We start from the raw sequence: 19,324 nt of genomic DNA on the forward strand, positions 1-19,324 counted from the left end.
TCAGAACTGCCAGTCCAGGGTCAGGCCCACCCCGTGGTCTTTTTCCCGGGAGCCGAGCAGCCCGTTGTAATCCAGGTTCAAACGGGTATCGCGGCCCAGCGCCAATCCGGCACGGGCACCGACCACCGCGGCATCGCGGTCCATGGACACGCTTTGCACACTGAATGCAGTGTTGCCGTTGACGAAGGCCAAGTGGTCTTCGGAACGGGTGTTGCTCAGGTTGTGCTGCCAGCCGAGCGTGCCGGACAGTTCCAGCTGTTGCTGGTCGGACAACGCAATGGCTTTGCTCGCCCGCAAGCCAAGGGTCGAAAGCACCACGTCGCGGTTGTTTTCACCGCCCTTGAGCGCGGCGGCATCACCTTTTTCGCTGAAGCTTTCAGTGTTCAGGTGCACGTAAGCCAGATTGACGAACGGCTCCAGAGCGATCGGTTGCAGGTCCAGGCGATACGCCGCTTCGGTGAACAGTTGCGCGGAGGTCGCATCGCGTTTGGATTTCTGCTGGCCGCTGACGTCGCCAAATTGCAGGTCACGTTTGACGTCAATCCGATGCCAGCTGTAAGCGCCGCCGACACTCAGGCGCAGCGCGTCGATTTCATGGCCCAGGTAGGCACCCAAGTGGTAGCTGTCGACCGAGGCCGACGAATGTGTGCCATCGCCCATGCTCAACGAACTGTCGCTATAACCGGTGACGAACCCCAGTCGCGTATCTTCAGTGATCAAGCCGTCGACACCGGCCAGCAGCCCGCCGATGGAACTGTTGGAACTGGCGTTGTCATGCCCACCATCGCTCTTGCCCCAGGCGCCGAGCACTTTGAGCCAGGCGTTACTGCGGTCATCGGTCGGTGCCCCGGCGTCGAACAGATCGTGCTCACGCAGACGCTCGCCGACTGCATCGCGCAGGTAACGGCTGTCGTTGATCAGCAGCGTGCCGATTGCCGGATGAATCTCGCCGGAGAGTTGCTGGAACGCTTGTTGCGCAACAGCGGCGGTCGGCGACAGCAGCAGGGTTTCGTAGAGCGGATTGCCTGCGCCCAGTTGCTCGGCGGCAGCGGCCACAGCGCGTTGGTTCGGGGTTTGGCCAACGCTGGTGAAGGACGTCGCGTTGCGCTCGACGGCGAGTTGAATGCCGCTAGCCGAGTAGTCGAGGCTGCCACCGATAAACAGGTAGTCCGGCAGCACCGCACCGAAGCGCCCTTCGATTCCGCCGGCCGCTTGCAGAATGTTGTACTGATTGCCGAGCAGGGTTTTCGCTTCGCTGGTGGTCAGCAATGTCGGGCTGTTTTCCAGAGACAGACTGATGGTTGCGCCTTCGATGATCGCCTTGCCGCTGGCAATGATCTGGTCGCTGCTGGTGGGAGACAGTTCTACGGCGTAGGTCGAACCAGGCTCGAAGGTCACGTCGCCCGCCACCTGCAGGGTGCCGATGGAATTGCCCGGCGCCACGGTACCGCCGCTTTTCGCGGTCAGCGCCGCGATGCTGCCGTTACCGCCGAGGATCCCGCTGTCATTGACGGTGACGGCCGACAGCAGCGAACCATTGATCGCCAATCGGCCCTGATTGACCAGGGTCGGGCCGGCGTAGGTATTGGCGCCGGTCAGCACCAGCGTGCCGATGCCCTGCTTGGTCAGGCCGCCATGGCCGGAAATGTCGTTGCGCCAGACGTCGAGCCCGCAGTGCACGTCATTGCACAGCTCGGTGGGTTTGCCGGCATCGATGATCGCGCCGATACCCGGCAAGTCAGCGACAAACTGGCTGGAGCCGTAGGCGCCTTCGATGCGGAATTCCTCGGGAATGTCCTGCTCGGTCACGAACATCGCCGGGCCATCGATGCCTTTGCGCAGGTTGATCATGCCCCAGCCGTACAGCGAGTCGACGCCGGGTGCACCGAGGTCGGTGGCGGTGGTGCGCAGTACACTGGCGACTTGTGCGCCGGTCATGTACGGGAAGCGTTCCATCAATACCGCCACCGAGCCTGCAACGTGCGGCGCTGCCATGGAAGTGCCGTTGTAATTGGCGTAGCCGGTGGTCAGGTCATCGGCATTGGTGCCGCTGATGATCGAACTGTAGATCCGGCTGCCCGGCGCCGACACGCAGAAGCTCGCGGTATAGCCGCAGCGCGACGAGAAGGTGCTGATGTTGTAAGGGTCGGGGCTGCTGGTGTCCGGATTCCTCTGCAACGCGGCGACGGTCATCCAGTTCGGTGCGATCTCCGGGACGAAGTAACCGAGGCCGGCGATGGCGTCCGGGTTGTTGAGGTTGTAGTCGTTGCCGGCGGCGAAGATCGTCACGATGCCGCTGCGGGCCGCTGCGATGGCGCCGTCGTAGGCACCGCCGGGCTTGGTCCCCAGCAAGGTCTGGATCTCGTTGAATTGCAGTTGTGCGTCCTGCACGGTGAAATGCGGATACGCCGGGTCCCGACCACCCAAATCGAAGCGGTCGGTGATGCCGATGCCCCAACTGTTGTTGATGATCCGCGCACCGCTGGCGATCAGGGCGTCCCAACCGGCCTTGTACACCGCGCCGTCGTTACCGCGAATGATGCCGTCTTCCGGGCCCGGGTCGCCGTTGTCGGCGCTGATGATCTGCGCGCCAAAAGCGACACCGTGCATCGGCCCGCCATCGCGACTGCCCGCGGCGATCCCGCCAACGTGAGTGCCGTGGGCACCGAGTTTGCCGTTGGAGCCCACCGAGGGCGAACCGTCATAGAGAAAGGCATCCCCGGCTTTGACCGGAATGTACGGGTCGGTGTATTCGCGGATGCCGCTGGTGACCAGCGTGATCACCTTATTGGCCCCGGAAAACTCCGGGTGCAAGGCGTAAACCGGTTGGTCGAAAATCCCCAGTTTCACCCCTTTGCCCGTATAGCCGGCGGCGTAGGCCTCCTGAGCATTGATCGCCCCCAGGCCCCAGTCGGCGTTGAACTCTGTGCTGCGCCAACTATCGGCGTCGCCTGTCCTGCCGTTTTCCACGTAAGGGTCCGCGTGTGCGGTGCCCAGGGTGGCCAGTGCGCAGAGCAAGGCAAGGTTGTTGTACTTGTTATTCATCGAACTACCGTCCTTAGTTGTGTTGCCAAAATCCTGGTGGCCCGGAGGCGCGCAACTTGTAGGAGCGAGGCTTGCCCGCGAAGGCGGTGTGTCAGTCAACGTCAATGCTGAATGTCACGGCCCTTTCGCGGGCAAGTCGGATCGCCGCCCGCTCGCTCCTACGGGGGTTGCGGTGTTCCAGCCCTTTACCGCGTTAAAACTGCCAATTGAGGCTCAGCCCGACGCCTGTACGTCCCTGTTCATGACTCTCGCTTTTCTTGTTTTTGTAGGCGCTGGCTTGCCAGCGAAAACGGCCTCACGTCATGCAGCGCCCATGAAAATGCCTTCGCCGGCAAGCCGGCTCCTACGGGGTCGGCGTCGTTCATGGCAGCTCTACGGGGAGCCCTGGCCGAAGGCCTCATCCACCTTGGCCAAATCCTGTTCGTTCAAGGTGCCGGCGTAGTAGTGCAATTTGGTCCAGGCCATCAAATAGTCATAACGCGCCTGGGCCAGATCCCGGCGGGTGGTAAACAGTTGTTGTTCGGCGTTCAGCGCATCGAGGTTGACCCGTTCGCCGCCCAAAATGCTTTGCCTGGTCGAAACCACCAGCGCTTCCGCCGACACCAATGCTTTCTGATAAGCCCGCAATTTATTGACCCCCGACAGGCAGGCGCTGAACTGTCGGCGCAACTGGATCAAGGTTTCCCGGGTCTTGCCGTCCAGGTCGTACTCGGCCTGTTCCATGGTGCGGCTGGCCTGACGGGTCGAGGCCGAGACCCCGCCGCCGGCATACAGCGGAACGTTGACTTCGATGCCGATGGTGTTGGTGTCATAGCGCTGGTTGTAGGTGTTGCCGCTTTCCGATTCGTTCTGGCGCACCGAGGCATAGGCACTGACTTTTGGCAGGTGGCCGGCGCGGTTGCGTTCGACCTCATAGCGCGCCACCTCCACCGCCTGACGCTGGGAGGCGAGGTTCGGGTTGTTGGTCACCGCCATCTCGTGCCAGGTGTCGTAATTGGCCGGTTGCAGGGTGAAGGTCTGGAAGTTCTGATCCAGTGGCGCCAGGTCGCCAATGTCGATGGCCGGCACGCCAATCAGTGCGCCCAGCTCGCGCAAGGACGCATCCTGTTCGTCCCGTGCCTCGATTTCCTCGGCGGTTGCCAGCTCGTAACGTGACTCGGCTTCGAGGATGTCGGTGCGCGTGCCCTCCCCTTGGCGGAACATCTGCTCGTTCTGCTGAAACTGCTGCTCGAAGGCTTTTTTCTTGGCCCGCGCGATGTCGATCTGATCCTGAGCGAACAGCGCCTTGGTGTAATTCTCCAGCACGCGAACCAGCAACTCCTGGCTCTTGCCGCGAAAGTTTTCATCGGCAAACAGCGATTGCGCCACACCTTTGCGATACGCCGCGTAGGCCTCGTAATCGATCAGCGGCTGTTGCAGGGTCAAGGTCGAGCCGTAACTGCTGTAGTTGCGATCATCACTCTGTCTGTTACCACGATCGTTGAGGTAAGTGACCTTGGAGGAATTGCGCCCCTTGTTGTAGTTGTAACCCAGCCTCGGCAACAGCCCGGCGCGGCCGATGGCACGATTTTCCAGGCCTGCATCGCGCTCCTTGATGGCGCCGAGGAACACCGGATCATTGCGCAAGGCTTGCTCATAGACGTCGAACGGCCCCATGGCCATCGCGCTGTTGCACGTGAGCAACGCCAGGGTCGCCGCGAGCAGGGAAAGCTTATTCATACAGCCGAACATCCTTATTCCTCGGTCAACGCGGAGCCTGCCCGGTCGAGCAGCGGTTTGAACAAATAGTTGAGGAGTGAACGTTCACCGGTGCGCACGAACATTTCTGCTGGCATGCCGGGCTTGATCACCAGACCGTTGAGTTTTTCCATGGCCTGATCGCTGACGCTGCTGCGCAGCACGTAGTACGGCACACCGGTTTTTTCATCGATCATCTGGTCGGCGGAGATCAGGCTGACTTCTCCCGGCACTCGCGGGGTGCTGCTCTGGTTGAACGCAGTGAACAGAATGTCCACCGGCAACTGCGTGCCGACTTTGTCGATCAGGTTGATCGGCAGGTGCCCTTCCACTTCCAGGCGGGTGCCTTGCGGGACGATTTCCAGCAACGTGTCGCCCTGACGCACCACCGCGCCTTCGGTATGAACCCCAAGATTGACCGCAATGCCGTCGGCGGTGGCGATGATTTCGCTGTGTTGCAGGTCGAAGCCAGCGGAAGTCAGTTGTTCTTCCAGGGTCACGCTTTTGAGCTGCGCGTCGGCCAGTTGGCTGCGGACTTCTTTTTGGTATTCCTCGCTGTGCTGTTGCAGTTTCAAGCGGGATTCAAGGATGCCCTGCTCCACACGCCCGCTTTCGCCGGTGTTTTCTGCCAATTGTTGCTGCACTTGCGACAGCTGACGCTGGTAATCCATCAAGCGGTTGCGCGGGATGTAGCCGTTGTCCGCCAAAGGCTGAAGATTGCTCAACTGTTGTTGCAGGGAACTGGCCTGGGCCGTCAGGTCGGTGCGCGCGCGGCGCATGCCGGCCAGTTGCGCGCTGGCGCCTTCGATGTTCGCGCGCAGGGCGGCTTGCTCACGAGAAAACGCTTCGCGACGGCTGCTGAATAATTGCCGTTGGCCTTCGAGGACCAAGGCCAGGCGCGGGTCTGGATCGTTGCTCAGTTCGATCGGGAAACTCACCTGTTTGAGGTTGTCCCGCTCGCTCTGCCAGCGCGCCAGGCTGGCCCACGCCATGCGGTATTGCGCTTGCAGCGATTGCACGTCGGCCGCGACCTGGGTCTGGTCGAGGCGAAACAGCGGCTGGCCCTGTTTCACCACTTGCCCTTCACGCACCAGAATCTGGCTGACCACGCCGCTGCTCATCGATTGCACGGCTTTGCGCTTGCCCGAGACCACCACGGTGCCTTGCACGGGAATGCCTTGATCAAGCGGCGCGAGGCTCGCCCACGTGAAGAAACTGCCGGCACCGACAATCGCCAGAATCCAGCCCATGCGGGCGAAGAATCGCGCGTCGCGCTCAGGACGTTCGGCGATGTAGTCATGTTCCATCGTCGCTTCATTGTCGTCGTTCATGCGTGCGCTGCTCATACACCCGAATTCCTTGTCGTGGGCTGATACTGCCGGCTCATGCTGAGCCCGCCCGGTGCTTGCGCAGGTTTTTCACGTTGTTGTTCCTGGGCGCCTGATGGGTTACCGGCAAGCGCCTTCAGTACCTCCTGACTTGGGCCAAAGGCCTGCAAGCGACCTTCGTTGAGCACCAGTAATTTGTCGGCCTGGGCCAGGGCCGAAGAGCGATGGGTAACCAGAATCACGCTGGTGCCCCGGGCCTTCATGTGCGCGATGGCGCCGGCCAGTGCCGCTTCGCCGACGGTGTCGAGGTTGGAGTTCGGTTCATCCAGCACCACCAGACTCGGGTTGCCATACAGCGCGCGAGCCAAGGCCACACGCTGCTTCTGGCCACCGGACAAACCGCTGCCGTCCTCGCCAAGCACCGTGTCGTAGCCCTGCGGCATGCGCAGGATCAGTTCGTGAACGCCGGCCTGTTGCGCGGCTTCGACGACTTTTTGCGGATCCGCCTTACGGAATCGGGCGATGTTTTCAGCGATGCTGCCACTGAACAGCTCGATGTCCTGGGGCAGATAACCGATGTAAGGGCCGAGGTCGTCGCGGTTCCAGCGATGAATGTCCGCGCCGTCGAGGCGCACCGTGCCGCCCAACGTCGGCCAGACGCCGACCAGCACCCGGGCCAGGGTCGATTTACCGGAGCCGGAAGCCCCGAGCACGCCCAGCACTTCCCCGGCGCCCAGGTTGAAATTGACCCTATGCAAAGTCGCTGCTCGTTGCCCTGGCGGGCCGGCGCTGACTTGCTCGAAGGTGATCTGACCTTTCGGCGCCGGCAGCGCCATCGCCTCGTCAGTCGGTGGATAGGCTTGCAGCAAGGCGTCGAGACGGCGGTAAGCGAGTTTGGCGCCGCTCCACTGCTTCCACACAGCGATCAATTGATCGATGGGGCTCAGCACGCGGCCCATCAGGATCGAACCGGCGATCATCATCCCGGCGGTCATGTCACCCTGGATCACCAACAAGGCGCCCAGTCCCAGCACCAGGGATTGCAGGCACAGGCGCAGGGTTTTGCTCAGGGAGCTGATGACCGCGCCGGTGTCGCTGGCCTGATTCTGCAGGCCCAGAAAACGCGAGTGCACCTGAAACCAGCGCTTGCGCAAGACACCGAGCATGCCCATGGCCTGAATGGTTTCGGCGTTATGCAGGTGACTGGTGGCCAGTTGGCTGGATTTCTGGGAAAACCCAGCGGCTTCGCCCAAGGGCTTTTTGGTCATCGCCTCGTTGAGACAGGCCAGCCCGATCAGCAGTACCGCGCCCGCAGTGGCCAAAACCCCGAGCCAGACGTTGAACAGAAAGATCACAAATAAATAGACCGGAAACCACGGTGCATCGAAGAAGGCAAACAGCGCCGGGCCGGTGACGAATTGGCGAATATGGGTCAGGTCGCCCAGGGATTGCCCGGCGTTGCCCTCGCCTTTGAACAGGTTGCGCTCGAAAGCGGCTTGATATACCCGCAGGTTGAAACGGCGCTCCAGTTGGCTGCCGATGCGGATGACGATGAAACTGCGCACGATCTCCAGCAGACCGATAAAAGCGAAGAACCCAACCACCATCAACGACAACATCGCCAGGGTGGTTTCATTCTGCGAAGACAGTACCCGGTCATAGACCTGAAGCATATAAATCGACGGGACCAACATCAGCACATTAATCAATGCGGTAAAACACCCGACGCTGATCAGGATGCTTTTATAGTCGCCCAGCGCCTTGAATAACGGTGCGGTGACCGGGCTCTTCGCCATCTTCATTGGTTTTTCCTGAGGTGTTAAGCCTCGCTCTACTTGGCGAGGTTTTTAATTAACTGTCCGCACACGAGTCGAGACATTCTTTTGCCGGTTATCGCTTATCCATTAATAACAGCCCTTTGTCCTCCTTAAAGAGTTCCGGTTATTGACTGGCTGCTTATAACGGCATAACGAATTTTATTATTCAGCATTCCACTTAATCTGCTGCGCGCTCTAGCGTAATGATCAGACCTGACTTCAAGGTGCTTTTATAAAACCCTTCTTGCTGTCGACTGAAAAACACAATTCTTGAGCCTTCTTTACCGGTTACGGCAATGCCGTCCGGTTCCGGGAACCAGCCCATCACCGACTCGCTCAGCCAGGCGCCGAGACAGTCAGCCCCCTCACCCAGGGTCTGGTTCAACTTGAGCTCGATCGAGCAGACATTCGACGGCTTGTCCTGCAGCGCCTGGGACTCGGGCGAGTCTTGCGCGGTGTTCAGGGTGGCCTGCCATTTCCCGGCCAGTTCCGACGGATCGGCCAATTTCAGACTGCGTGCCATGGCTACCTCTCCAAGAAACATCATCAGCGTCGCCAACAGCCACGCGGTTGCTTTGTAGGTAAAAGCGTTCTGGATCATAGGGCGGTTTACTCTGGATCGTCGTTCAAGGGACAGAGAGCGGCGCGTCAAACGCCGCCCTCCTTTTTGCCTTGAATCAGGCCACGATGTCCGAGAACGCTGCCTGGCCAACGGTGCTGACCAGGAAGTCAGCCACGCCGTGCCCGGAGAAGTCCACCGACAACAGGCTGTTGCCGCCCGAAGTGGTCAACACCGCATCGCCTGCCGCACCAGTGAACGAGTTCACGAAGTGCAGGCCCGCGCCGTTGGTGATGCCGGTCAGGTCGATCTTGTCCAGGCCACTGATGAAATCGAAGATCTGTTCGACTGCACCTGGCTTGGAGTCGCTGCTGGCCGCGAACACGAAGGTGTCCGAACCTGAACCGCCCCACAGTTTGTCCGCACCGCCTGCGCCGAAGAGGATGTCGTTGCCGGCACCGCCCTTCAGCTCGTTGGCCACGCTGTTACCTATCAGCAGGTCGCTACCGAAACCGCCAATCGCGTTTTCGACAGTGACGCCCTTGGCGATGGACACGTTGCCCACCATGCCGCCAACATCGGAGAACGAGGCTTCATTGAGGTTGATCTTCTGGTTTTGGGTAAAACCGGAGAAGTCCAGGGTATCCTTGCCGCCCGCATCCCAGACCGAGAACACGACCTTGTCCGACGACGAAGACGCGTTCAGAAAGTCGCGACCGGCGTTGGAGTTGAAGCCGTAGGTGGTATCACCGGTACGGGTGGTGGTGTTCGCACCGTAGAGTTTCTGGATGGCGGCGATATCGTCCATCAGCGGGCCGGACGCGTAGGCTTCCACACCGCCCTTGCTGAAGTTCTGGTCGGTATTGCTTTCACTCCAGTAGCTCATGAGGCTGTAACCGCGGGTGTCTTCGCCGTAGGTCGCGTCGTTGTAGCTCGGCGCGCCTTCACCGGCGTTGTAATCGCCAGGGTGAGCCAGGCCCAAGGAATGACCGATTTCATGGGTCAAGGTCTGGCGACCGTAGTTGTTCAGGTCTGGTGTCTTGTTGACGTTATAGCCACTGCCCGTCAGATACCACGACGTACCGTCATAACCTGGACCCGTGCCTGGCAAGTAGGCGAAAGCCGCCGCGCCATCCTGACCACTGCTGTAGTTACCAAAGGTCATATGACCATCGCCGCCGAAAGACTTCTCGGTGAAGGTGACATTGGCCACATCGGCCCAGGATTGCATGGCGAGCACGGCCTGGCCTTTCTGTTGCGCGCTGAATTGACTGAACCCGCTGATGCCGTGCTTGTTCATGGTGCTCGACGAAGCCGACGTCAGGAACGTGTAGGTGAGTTCGATTTTGCCGCTGCCGTCCTTGTCCTGGTAGGCAGCGCCGTCGCGCAGCAGCTGCGTAGCCGCCTCGTCGACGGAGAAGGAGGGTTTGCCATTGACCGTGAGATTGCCGCCCCGATCATACTGATGGCTGAAACTATCGATCTGGTTGTAGGCGGAACTGGGTGCTGCCAATGTTTGCAATGGCGCAAAACCCTGTTCGGCAAGATCAATAGCGTTGTCTTTTACTTTCGACATAAACACACTTCCTTGTTTAGCAATGGAACAGTTTTGTCCGATACGACAATCTCTGGCGAGATCGTCCTATCACTCGCCCAATGAAGGCGTATAAAAACTGACACAATTTGAAATCAAACGTCTACATTTTTTTTGACGTCAAATTGAGTTACTCCGGCTAACTCCCGAAAACAGTGCGCATGCTGTCGAAATATTGTTTGTAGTTGGGGACTTCAGGCTGATTGTCAGACAATCTTCTATTTAAATATTAAATAGAGGTAAGTTGTTTTTTGTTGATAACGCCCCACGCTCAAGAGTGCCTGGTATACCAGGATTAAACCTGTAGGAGCGAGCTTGCTCGCGAAAGCGGTATCTCAGGCGACATCCATGTTGACTGTATCGCCGTCTTCGCGAGCAAGCTCGCTCCTACAGATGACCGGCATGGAATACCCCGGCCAATGCTGGCCTTTGGCCGAAAAGCCTGCATCTCGTGACCTGCATCAAAAAAAATTGAACCAATCGCCAAACGGACTGAAAAAATCCACATGACTTTCACATCTGAATGCTACTTTTAAAGACAGTCACCGGTTGAGCCAATGAAGGTTCTTCCCTCCTAACATGAGCTAAAGGAAGCGCTCGATGATGAAGGTGGGCAACACATGAATAAAGGGTCTTTCAGCAAAGTCACTTTTCCCAATGCCTGCCAGCTGATGCGCTGGCATTTTCATCCCATGGGTTTCGAAGCGACCATGGATGCACCGGGCAGTATGGTTGCCCGGCTGTTCGACCGCGCCAGTGGCGAGACCATGATCGCCATCGCCGGCATTCCTTGCGCAACGGTCATGAATGCGGCGGATGTAGAACGGATCATTGAAGCGGTGGAAGATGAGCTGGAGGCGTTCATTCCGCCGGAGGCTCTCAAGAGTTATGCCTGATGGTCGGCGTTTCACAAAACCTGTGGGAGCGGGCTTGCTCGCGAATGCGGTGTGTCATGCAACATTAATGTTTACTGACACTCCCTCTTCGCGAGCAAGCCCGCTCCCACATTGATTGCGTTTAACTAATCTGCATCAGGGCCTGCGCCAGATCGGCGCGCAGGTCTTCGACATCCTCGACTCCCACTGACAAACGCACCAGCGCATCGCCGATGCCAAGTTGTGCCCGGGTTTCGACGGGGATGCTGGCATGGGTCATGATCGCCGGGTGCTCGATCAGGCTTTCCACCCCGCCCAGGCTCTCGGCCAGGGCGAAGATCCGCACACTCTCAAGGAAACGCTTGGCGCCAGCCAGGTCGCCGTTCAGGTCGAGGGAAATCATCCCGCCGAATCCACGCATTTGCCGCCGCGCCAGTTCATGCTGCGGGTGCGATGGCAGGCCTGGATAGTAAACGCGCGCCACCTGCGGCTGACGCTCCAGCCATTGCGCCAGCTCCAGCGCGTTGCTGCAGTGGCGTTCCATGCGCAGTGCCAGGGTCTTCACGCCGCGCAATGTGAGAAAAGCGTCGAACGGCCCGGCGATAGCCCCCACCGCGTTCTGCAGGAAACCCAGATGCTCTGCCAGTTCAGTGTTCTGCCCGACCACCGCGATGCCGCCAATTACATCAGAGTGACCGTTCAGGTACTTGGTCGTCGAGTGCAGCACGATATCGAAACCCAACTCCAGCGGTCGCTGAATCCACGGGCTGGCAAACGTATTGTCAGCCACACAAATGATGCCTCGCTCGCGACAGGTGCGCGCGATGGCGGCGAGGTCAGTCAGGCTCAGCAAAGGATTGCTCGGCGTCTCGACCCAGACCATCCGCGTGTCATCCTGCAGCGCCGCTTCGAAGGCCGCCAGGTCTGTCAGATCGACGAAGCTGAAGCGATGCCCGGCGCTGCGCTGACGCACCTTGTCGAACAGCCGGAAAGTACCGCCGTACAGGTCATTGCCGGAGACGATGTGGGCGCCAGCATCGAGCAGTTCGAGCACATTGGCGATCGCCGCCAGCCCGGAAGCGAAGGCGAAAGCCCGGGTGCCGCCCTCCAGGTCCGCCACGCAACGCTCCAGCGCAAAGCGCGTCGGGTTGTGCGAACGCCCGTAATCGAAGCCCTTATGCACACCCGGGCTCTGTTGCAGATAGGTGGAGTTGGCGTAAATCGGCGGCATCAGCGCGCCGGTGGAGGGGTCCGGCGTCTGTCCGGCATGGATCACCCGGGTGGCGAAGGCACGTGGTTTGGCGGTTTCATCGTGCTGACTCATGTGAGGGACCTCCGCAGGTAATTGAGCATGTCGACGCGGGTAATCAGCCCATGGAAGCCCGCGGCGTCGGCGATGATCGCCACCAATCCACGGTCGAGCTTCGCCTCCAGCTCCGCCAGACTGGCACCGGGAGGCAGGGTTTCCAGCTTGTCGGTCATCGCGCTGGTCACCGGCATACGGAAGTGTGAAGCGTCTTCGTGCACGCCAAGCAGGATATCGGACTCGTCAATCACCCCGACCAGCCGTTGTCCGTCCACCAGCACCGGCAATTGCGACACATCCGCCAGGCGCATGCGCTGGAAGGCGGTGAGCAGCGTGTCATCCGGACCCACGCTGACCACCCGGCCATCCTCGAAGCGTCGCGCGATCAGGTCACGTAAATCATCGTAGCGCTTGCGCGCAAGCAGCCCCTGATCGTTCATCCACTGGTCGTTGTAGACCTTCGACAGGTAGCGGGTGCCGGTGTCGCAGACGAAACTGACCACTCGCTTCGGCTCGATTTGTTCGCGGCAGTAACGCAGGGCCGCAGCGAGCAATGTGCCGGTCGAAGAGCCACCGAGAATGCCTTCGGCGCGCAGCAGTTGGCGGGCATGATCGAAGCTTTCCTCGTCACTGATCGAATAAGCCTTACGCACGCTGGACAGGTCGGCAATCGACGGAATGAAGTCTTCGCCAATGCCCTCCACCGCCCAGGAACCGGGCGTACCCAAGGTGCCGCTACGGCTGTATTCGGCCATCACCGAGCCGACCGGGTCGGCCAACACCATTTCCAGATTCGGTTGTACGCGCTGAAAGAAACGGGTCAGCCCGGTCAGCGTGCCGGCCGAACCGACGCCGACAACGATGGCATCCACATCATGCTGCGTCTGCGCCCAGATCTCCGGAGCGGTACTGCACTCGTGGGCCAGCGGGTTGGCCGGGTTGTTGAATTGATCAGCGAAGAAGGCGTCGGGAATCTCCTGCGCCAACCGCGCAGCGACGTCCTGGTAATAATCGGGATGACCCTTGCCGACGTCGGAACGGGTGATGTGCACTTCGGCGCCCATCGCCTTGAGGTGCAGGACCTTCTCGGTGGACATCTTGTCCGGCACCACTAACACCACCCGGTAACCCTTGGCCCGGCCGACCAGGGCCAGGCCCAGACCGGTGTTGCCGGCAGTAGCCTCGACGATGGTGCCGCCTGGGCGCAGGCGGCCATCGCGCTCGGCGGCGTCGATCATTGCCAGACCGATACGGTCCTTGATCGAGCCACCGGGGTTCTGCGATTCGAGTTTGAGAAACAGCGTACACGGGCCGGTATCGAAGCGGCTGACACGCACCAGTGGCGTATTGCCGATTAGTTCGAGCACGGCGGGACGGGAGTCGTTTGGCATGTCGTCACCTCGCTGCAGGTATCCACACTGGATGGACAGCGACCTGCGGCGAATCAATGCGCGCCAGTCGCATGCAAAGCCTCGCCTTGGACCATAGGCCGGGATTGCGCCCCCCGCAACTTTTCGCAGCCAGTCGGTAATGTCCTGTGGCGAGCGAGCTTGCTCGCGCTGGGTCGCGTAGCGGCCCCAAAAATCTGACAACCATTGCCGATTTTTGTGAGTGCTGCGCACTCAAGCGGGAGCAAGCTCCCTCGCCACAGGTTTCTCTGAGACTCTCTTAAATCAAGCCGGAACTTTTCCCTGACGATGATCAGCGAAGAACGCCTTGCCCTTGCCGATCCGGTCGGAGGCCTTGGGCATATTCGCAGCCGAGGTATCCTGGCCATCGACATACCAGTAGCAATGACTCACCGCCCGAGTGATGCCCACGTAGGCCAGTCGCAGGATCTCGTCTTTCTGTGCGCTGTCGTAAGCTTCGCTGTCGCCAGCCTTGCCGAGTCCGGCCATGCGATAGACCTGGTTCTTGTAGGGTGAACTGGTCAGATGCTGGCAATCGCCCAGCAGAAATACTGCATCAGCCTGAAGGCCTTTGGCGCTGTGATAGGTCAGTTGTTTGAGCCGTCGAGCCTCGTACGGCAAGCTCGAATCCACATTAACTACAGACTGAATATGCTCTTCTATCAATGATTTATCGCTGCTTTTTCGATAAAGCATCAAGATTGAATCGCCTTTCCTGTAGTGCTCGATCAGACGCTTGGCCATGCTCTGATCATCCCGGTCGAGCACATTCACCGGCAGCAACGCCTTGGGTTCACCACTGGCCCTGGCCTTCTTGCCGGCAATCGCCGGTGCCGCGCGGACGATATGCTCCGCCGCGTCGATGATGTGCTGATGGCTGCGGTAATTGTCGCTGAGCATCACTTTGGTCGTGCTCGGCGACGGGAACTCCTTGTTGAATTCCATGAAGTAAGTCGGCGAACTGCCGCGCCAGCCATAGATGGACTGCCAGTCATCGCCGACACAAAGCAATGACGAACGTTGCGCGCCGCGCCCCACATGCATGGCCGGTCCGCGACTGCGGATCTCCGCCAGGCTGGCGCGAATCCACGAAACGATCTGCGGCGACACGTCCTGAAACTCGTCAATCATCAAGTGCGACATCGGCCTGAGCAGCTCATCGCTCAGCAGCTTGAGATTCTCCGGCGAATGTTCGCTGAACAAGGCGAACATCCGGTTGTAGGTCATCACCGGTGGCGATTGATCCAGCAGATGATCTTCCAGCGCTCGCCAGAACAGGCTCAAGGCCTCGAAGAAGAACCGGTCCGGGTCATCCTTGGCGAAACTCATCTGGCCCACGGCATTCGGCACATCCAGGCCGAGGTTTTCGATAAATCCGGCCGCCGCGACAAAACAGTCCAGCAACGGCGCGGAGCCGAGCTCGCCCTTGACCTTGTAATCAAAGCCCGGCCCGGCGCTGGCGTCCCCGGCAAGCGATGCCAAAACACGCCTTGAAGACTCATAACTGTCTAGCCATATCAAAGGTTTACGACAGAAAGCTTGAAACAGGGTGCGCTTTACAGCCCATTCTGCGCGCACTGAAAGCTTGGCATTCGGACGGCTGACCTGAGGATTTTCCCGGGGATCGAAACCCAGCACCACCCAGGCGTCCAGCGTCGGAATGTAGCCATGGCAATGAAAGGTCGAGCCGTTGATGTCGAAGGTCTGACGATTCGGTTCGATGCCCTTGATCGGCCAGGCGCCGGCGCGAAACCACAAGTCTTCGAGGGTGTCGCACAGTTCTTCATCGCGCTTGGCGGCCAATTCGGTCACCGCCATGCGTTTTTGCACGTCCGGGTGATCACGTTCCAGTTCCTTGAGCTGCAAGGCATGACGAGACAAAGGTTTGATCAACTCGCGAAAGCGCTCATCGCGGGTGTGCAGGCTGTGATAACAGGCATTGAGTTGCTGACGCTGAGCGTCGTTGATGCGCAGGTCGAAAGGGTTGCTGTCAACCTCCTCATCGCCGCCTTGCACGCGGTGACTGAGGTTTTCGAAGGCTTGCAGCCGTTCGAAACCCGGCAGGCTGCGAACCATCGGCAGGATGCGTGAATGGAAAGTGCGTACCAGATCGCGCGCTTCTTTAAGACTGATTCCCCGGCCCCAGACTGCAAACAACTCGATCAGCTTGTTGATGAAATCCTTGCGCGATTCGCGGGTGAAGGTCACCACGGTCATCGAGCTCAACTCAAACCCCAGGTAATGGCTGAGCAAGAGGATTCGCAGCACCAGCGTGGTCGACTTGCCCGCGCCCGCCCCGGCGATCACTGAGGTCGACGGTGTGTCACTGAAAATCATCTTCCATTGGGCAGTGCTCGGTTGGGCATGCGCGGGCAGAAGTCGCGCCACGTCGGCCTTCATGCGCTTCTTCAGCTCAGCACTCAACGGCAGGCGCCAATCGTCGAACAGATTGTCATCGACGTTGGGCGATCGATGCTCGGTTGAACGCGAGTCGCGAATCAACAGAACCTGCCGACCTTCCTCCAGTCCCTCGAGCCTGCCTTCTTTATAGCCATAGTCCACACCCGCGCTGTGGCCGCTGCGAAAACCGTCGGCTTGCCCGTGCAACCAGGACGCACGGTGTTGCGCGCGCAGGCGGGTAAGGCCGTGGCCAAAAAACCGGGCGGCCAGACGTTTGAGCAAAGGCATTTCAGCCAACGGACGAAGTTCGGGAGGAAGATCGGGGGTGTGTTGCGGCACGCGGACGGACTCCAGGGTGTGAGGCTGTTGAGGGCTATGGTGTCTGCATTTGTCGTTGAGTTCTAGTGAAATGCTTACAGGTCATTGGCTTATGCGATGAAGTGAAGGCTGGATGAGAATGTTTGGAAGTGATTTTATATCGACTAATTCGATTATATTTAGGCATTTTTTACGCTTTTTATCGATTAGTTCCTGATAGATGATGCTCGCCATCAACCACGGGTTCTCGTTTGTGGCTCAGGCGTTCTGCCCCATGACGAACCTTTTCAGGAGACGATCATGCTTGAACTCAGACCTTTCAACTCGCTGGGCGGCGCGGACCATGGCTGGCTGGATGCCCATCACCACTTTTCGTTCGCCGAGTACTACGACCCCAAACGCATGAACTGGGGCAACCTGCGTGTGTGGAACGATGATGTGATTGCCGCCGGTACCGGCTTCCCGCAACACCCCCACCGCGACATGGAGATCATCACCTACGTTCGTGAAGGCGCGATTACCCACCAGGACAACCTCGGTAACAAAGGCCGCACCGAAGCGGGCGACGTTCAGGTCATGAGCGCCGGTACCGGGATTGCCCACAGCGAGTACAACCTGGAAGCGACCGAAACCCGGATCTTTCAGATCTGGATCATTCCCAACGAATCCGGTTCGGCACCGTCGTGGGGCGCCAAACCGTTCCCCAAAGGCCAGCGTGAAGGCTTCGTGACCTTGGCTAGCGGCAAGGCCGGCGATGATCAAAGCCTGCACATTCGCGCCGATGCGCGTCTGGTGGCGGCGAATCTGAAGGCCGGTGAGTCCGCGGAGTATCACCTGGACAGCGGCCGTCGTGCTTATCTGGTTCCCGCCACTGGTGTCATTGAAGTCAATGGCTTGCGTGCACAAGCTCGAGACGGTGTTGCGATTGCCGATGAGCAGGTGTTGCATGTGACCGCGATCGAGGACAGTGAGATTGTGTTGGTGGATGTGGCTTGATGCGGTGAATGCAGGATAAAAAAAGGGGCGACCGTTAATGGTCGCCCTTTTTTGTTTGATTCGAGAGCTTCTGCGTTCGTGCTGCCGCCTTCGCGGGCAAAGCCTTATGCCAGTCAGTTAAGCCACGGAACCCTGTAGGAGCGAGCTTGCTCGCGAAGACGGCAGTACAGTCAACATTGATGTCGCCTGATATACCGCTTTCGCGAGCAAGCTCGCTCCTACAGGGGGGGCGCTTAACTGACTGGCATTAAGGCTTGCCCGCGAAGGGGCCCTCAATCACTTCGCAGAAATCGCGCCATCCACCAAGGTCTGAGCTTCCGCCACTAGCTGCTTAAGGTGATCGTCGCTGACAAAGCTTTCCGCATAGATCTTGTAGATATCTTCAGTGCCCGACGGACGCGCCGCGAACCAACCGTTTTCGGTCATGACTTTCAGACCGCCGATGGCCTGGTCGTTACCCGGTGCGTGGCTGAGGATGCTCTGGATTGCTTCGCCCGCCAGTTGAGTCGAGGTGACCTGGTCCGGTGACAATTTACTCAGCAGCGCTTTCTGCTCAGGGTTCGCCTTGGCATCGACCCGTACCGAGAACGGTTCGCCCAGCTCATCGGTCAATGCGCGGTAGGCCTGGCTTGGATCACGGCCCGTGCGAGCGGTCATTTCGGCGGCCAGCAATGCCGGGATCAAGCCGTCCTTGTCGGTGCACCAGACACTGCCATCCTTGCGCAGGAACGACGCGCCAGCACTTTCTTCGCCGCCAAAACCGAGGGATCCGTCGAACAGACCATCGGCAAACCATTTGAAGCCAACCGGCACTTCATACAAACGACGGCCCAGACGCTTGGCAACACGATCGATCAAGCCACTGCTGACCACGGTTTTGCCCACGGCCGCATCGGCGCGCCACTGCGGACGGTTCTGGAACAGGTAATCGATCGACACCGCGAGGTAGTTGTTGGGTGCCAGCAAACCACCGGACGGGGTCACGATGCCATGGCGGTCGTGATCCGGGTCACAGGCAAAGGCCACGTCGAAACGCTCTTTCAGACCGATCAGGCCTTGCATGGCGTGGCTGGACGATGGGTCCATGCGGATCTGCCCGTCCCAGTCGACGGTCATGAAACGGAACGTCGCATCCACTTCTTTATTCACCACCTCCAGGTCCAGGCGGTAGTGCTCGGCAATTGCCGACCAGTAGCGCACCCCTGCTCCGCCCAGCGGATCGACACCCAGACGCAGCTTCGCATCGCGGATGGCGTCGAAGTCGATCACGTTGATCAGGTCGGCGACATAGGTGTTGAGGTAATCGTGACGATGGGTGGTGCTGGCCTTCAGCGCCTGCTCGTAGCTGATGCGTTTGACGCCGGCGAGTTTGGCCGCCAGCAATTCGTTGGCCTTGGCTTCGATCCACTTGGTGATGTGGGTATCGGCCGGACCACCATTGGTAGGGTTGTATTTGTAGCCACCGCTTTGTGGCGGGTTATGGGACGGCGTGATGACGATGCCGTCCGCCAGACCCGAGGTGCGCCCACGGTTGTAGCAGAGAATCGCATGGGAAATGGCCGGCGTCGGCGTGTACTCGTCGCCTTCGGCAATCATCACCGTCACACCGTTCGCCGCCAGGACTTCCAGGGCGCTGGCACTGGCCGGCGTGGACAGCGCATGGGTGTCGATCCCGACGAACAACGGACCGTCGATGCCCTGGGCTTCGCGGTACAGGCAGATCGCCTGGCTGATGGCCAAAACGTGCCATTCGTTGAAACTCAGGTCGAACGAGCTACCTCGGTGTCCGGACGTGCCGAAGGCGACGCGCTGGGTAGAAATGGCTGCATCGGGCTGGCCGGTGTAATAGGCCGTTACCAGTCGCGGGATGTCGACCAACAGTTCTGCCGGTGCCGGTTTGCCCGCAAAAGGACTGAGTGTCATGCAAAACCTCTGGGATA

The 19,324-nt window shown here is 59.6% G+C and carries 13 protein-coding genes; 2 read left to right on the forward strand and 11 right to left on the reverse strand.

Annotated features, from left to right (window positions below):
- The 7 genes from MEB48_RS21770 to MEB48_RS21795 all read right to left on the reverse strand — a co-directional run bounded on the left by MEB48_RS21770 (nucleotide 1) and on the right by MEB48_RS21795 (nucleotide 10,062).
- Complete coding sequence (locus MEB48_RS21770) at nucleotides 1–3,045, reverse strand: autotransporter serine protease (RefSeq protein WP_237885967.1); 3,045 nt, start codon at nucleotides 3,043–3,045, stop codon at nucleotides 1–3.
- Nucleotides 3,046–3,284: 239 nt separating this feature from the next.
- Nucleotides 3,285–3,410 (reverse strand): hypothetical protein, encoded by a 126-nt coding sequence (locus MEB48_RS29155; RefSeq protein WP_269137576.1) that lies wholly within the window; start codon nucleotides 3,408–3,410, stop codon nucleotides 3,285–3,287.
- Between the two features lie 7 nt (nucleotides 3,411–3,417).
- The gene (locus MEB48_RS21775; RefSeq protein ID WP_237885968.1) at nucleotides 3,418–4,776 is read right to left on the reverse strand and encodes a TolC family outer membrane protein; all 1,359 of its coding nucleotides are present in this window, start codon (nucleotides 4,774–4,776) and stop codon (nucleotides 3,418–3,420) included.
- A gap of 2 nt (nucleotides 4,777–4,778) precedes the next feature.
- Nucleotides 4,779–6,128, reverse strand: coding sequence for an HlyD family type I secretion periplasmic adaptor subunit (locus MEB48_RS21780; RefSeq protein WP_237885969.1), 1,350 nt, complete (start codon nucleotides 6,126–6,128; stop codon nucleotides 4,779–4,781).
- A complete protein-coding gene (locus MEB48_RS21785; RefSeq protein ID WP_237885970.1) occupies nucleotides 6,125–7,912 on the reverse strand; it encodes a type I secretion system permease/ATPase in 1,788 nt (595 codons plus the stop codon). The genes MEB48_RS21780 and MEB48_RS21785 overlap by 4 nt, the downstream gene beginning before the upstream one ends.
- A 193-nt stretch (nucleotides 7,913–8,105) precedes the next feature.
- A complete protein-coding gene (locus tag MEB48_RS21790; protein ID WP_237885971.1) occupies nucleotides 8,106–8,528 on the reverse strand; it encodes an AprI/Inh family metalloprotease inhibitor in 423 nt (140 codons plus the stop codon).
- 76 nt (nucleotides 8,529–8,604) lie between these two features.
- Nucleotides 8,605–10,062: a serralysin family metalloprotease gene (locus MEB48_RS21795; RefSeq protein WP_237885972.1), complete on the reverse strand. Its 1,458-nt coding sequence runs from the start codon at nucleotides 10,060–10,062 to the stop codon at nucleotides 8,605–8,607.
- A 638-nt stretch (nucleotides 10,063–10,700) separates the two neighbouring features.
- Between MEB48_RS21795 and MEB48_RS21800 the strand changes: the two genes are divergently transcribed.
- Entirely contained in the window at nucleotides 10,701–10,976 is a 276-nt protein-coding gene (locus MEB48_RS21800; RefSeq protein ID WP_008006046.1) for a DUF1652 domain-containing protein, read from the forward strand.
- Nucleotides 10,977–11,097: 121 nt separating this feature from the next.
- Here MEB48_RS21800 and MEB48_RS21805 read toward each other — a convergent pair whose 3' ends face one another.
- The 3 genes from MEB48_RS21805 to MEB48_RS21815 form a co-directional block, all read right to left on the reverse strand.
- Complete coding sequence (locus MEB48_RS21805; RefSeq protein ID WP_237885973.1) at nucleotides 11,098–12,279, reverse strand: cystathionine gamma-synthase; 1,182 nt, start codon at nucleotides 12,277–12,279, stop codon at nucleotides 11,098–11,100.
- A complete protein-coding gene (locus MEB48_RS21810; protein ID WP_237885974.1) occupies nucleotides 12,276–13,652 on the reverse strand; it encodes a pyridoxal-phosphate dependent enzyme in 1,377 nt (458 codons plus the stop codon). The genes MEB48_RS21805 and MEB48_RS21810 overlap by 4 nt, the downstream gene beginning before the upstream one ends.
- Nucleotides 13,653–13,934: 282 nt before the next feature.
- On the reverse strand, nucleotides 13,935–16,409 hold the full coding sequence (locus MEB48_RS21815) for a UvrD-helicase domain-containing protein (RefSeq protein WP_237885975.1): 2,475 nt from the start codon (nucleotides 16,407–16,409) through the stop codon (nucleotides 13,935–13,937).
- A gap of 279 nt (nucleotides 16,410–16,688) precedes the next feature.
- Here MEB48_RS21815 and MEB48_RS21820 point away from each other — a divergent pair, with 279 nt between their 5' ends.
- Nucleotides 16,689–17,384 carry a pirin family protein gene (locus tag MEB48_RS21820; protein WP_237885976.1) on the forward strand — a complete coding sequence of 232 codons (696 nt, stop codon included), beginning with the start codon at nucleotides 16,689–16,691 and terminating at the stop codon, nucleotides 17,382–17,384.
- A gap of 276 nt (nucleotides 17,385–17,660) precedes the next feature.
- Here the strand turns inward: MEB48_RS21820 and pgm are convergent, their stop codons facing one another.
- Nucleotides 17,661–19,307, reverse strand: coding sequence for a phosphoglucomutase (alpha-D-glucose-1,6-bisphosphate-dependent) (pgm, locus tag MEB48_RS21825; RefSeq protein ID WP_237885977.1), 1,647 nt, complete (start codon nucleotides 19,305–19,307; stop codon nucleotides 17,661–17,663).
- Nucleotides 19,308–19,324: the final 17 nt, after the last annotated feature.

The sequence above is a fragment of the Pseudomonas sp. PGPR40 genome (assembly GCF_022014505.1).
GTDB lineage: Bacteria > Pseudomonadota > Gammaproteobacteria > Pseudomonadales > Pseudomonadaceae > Aquipseudomonas.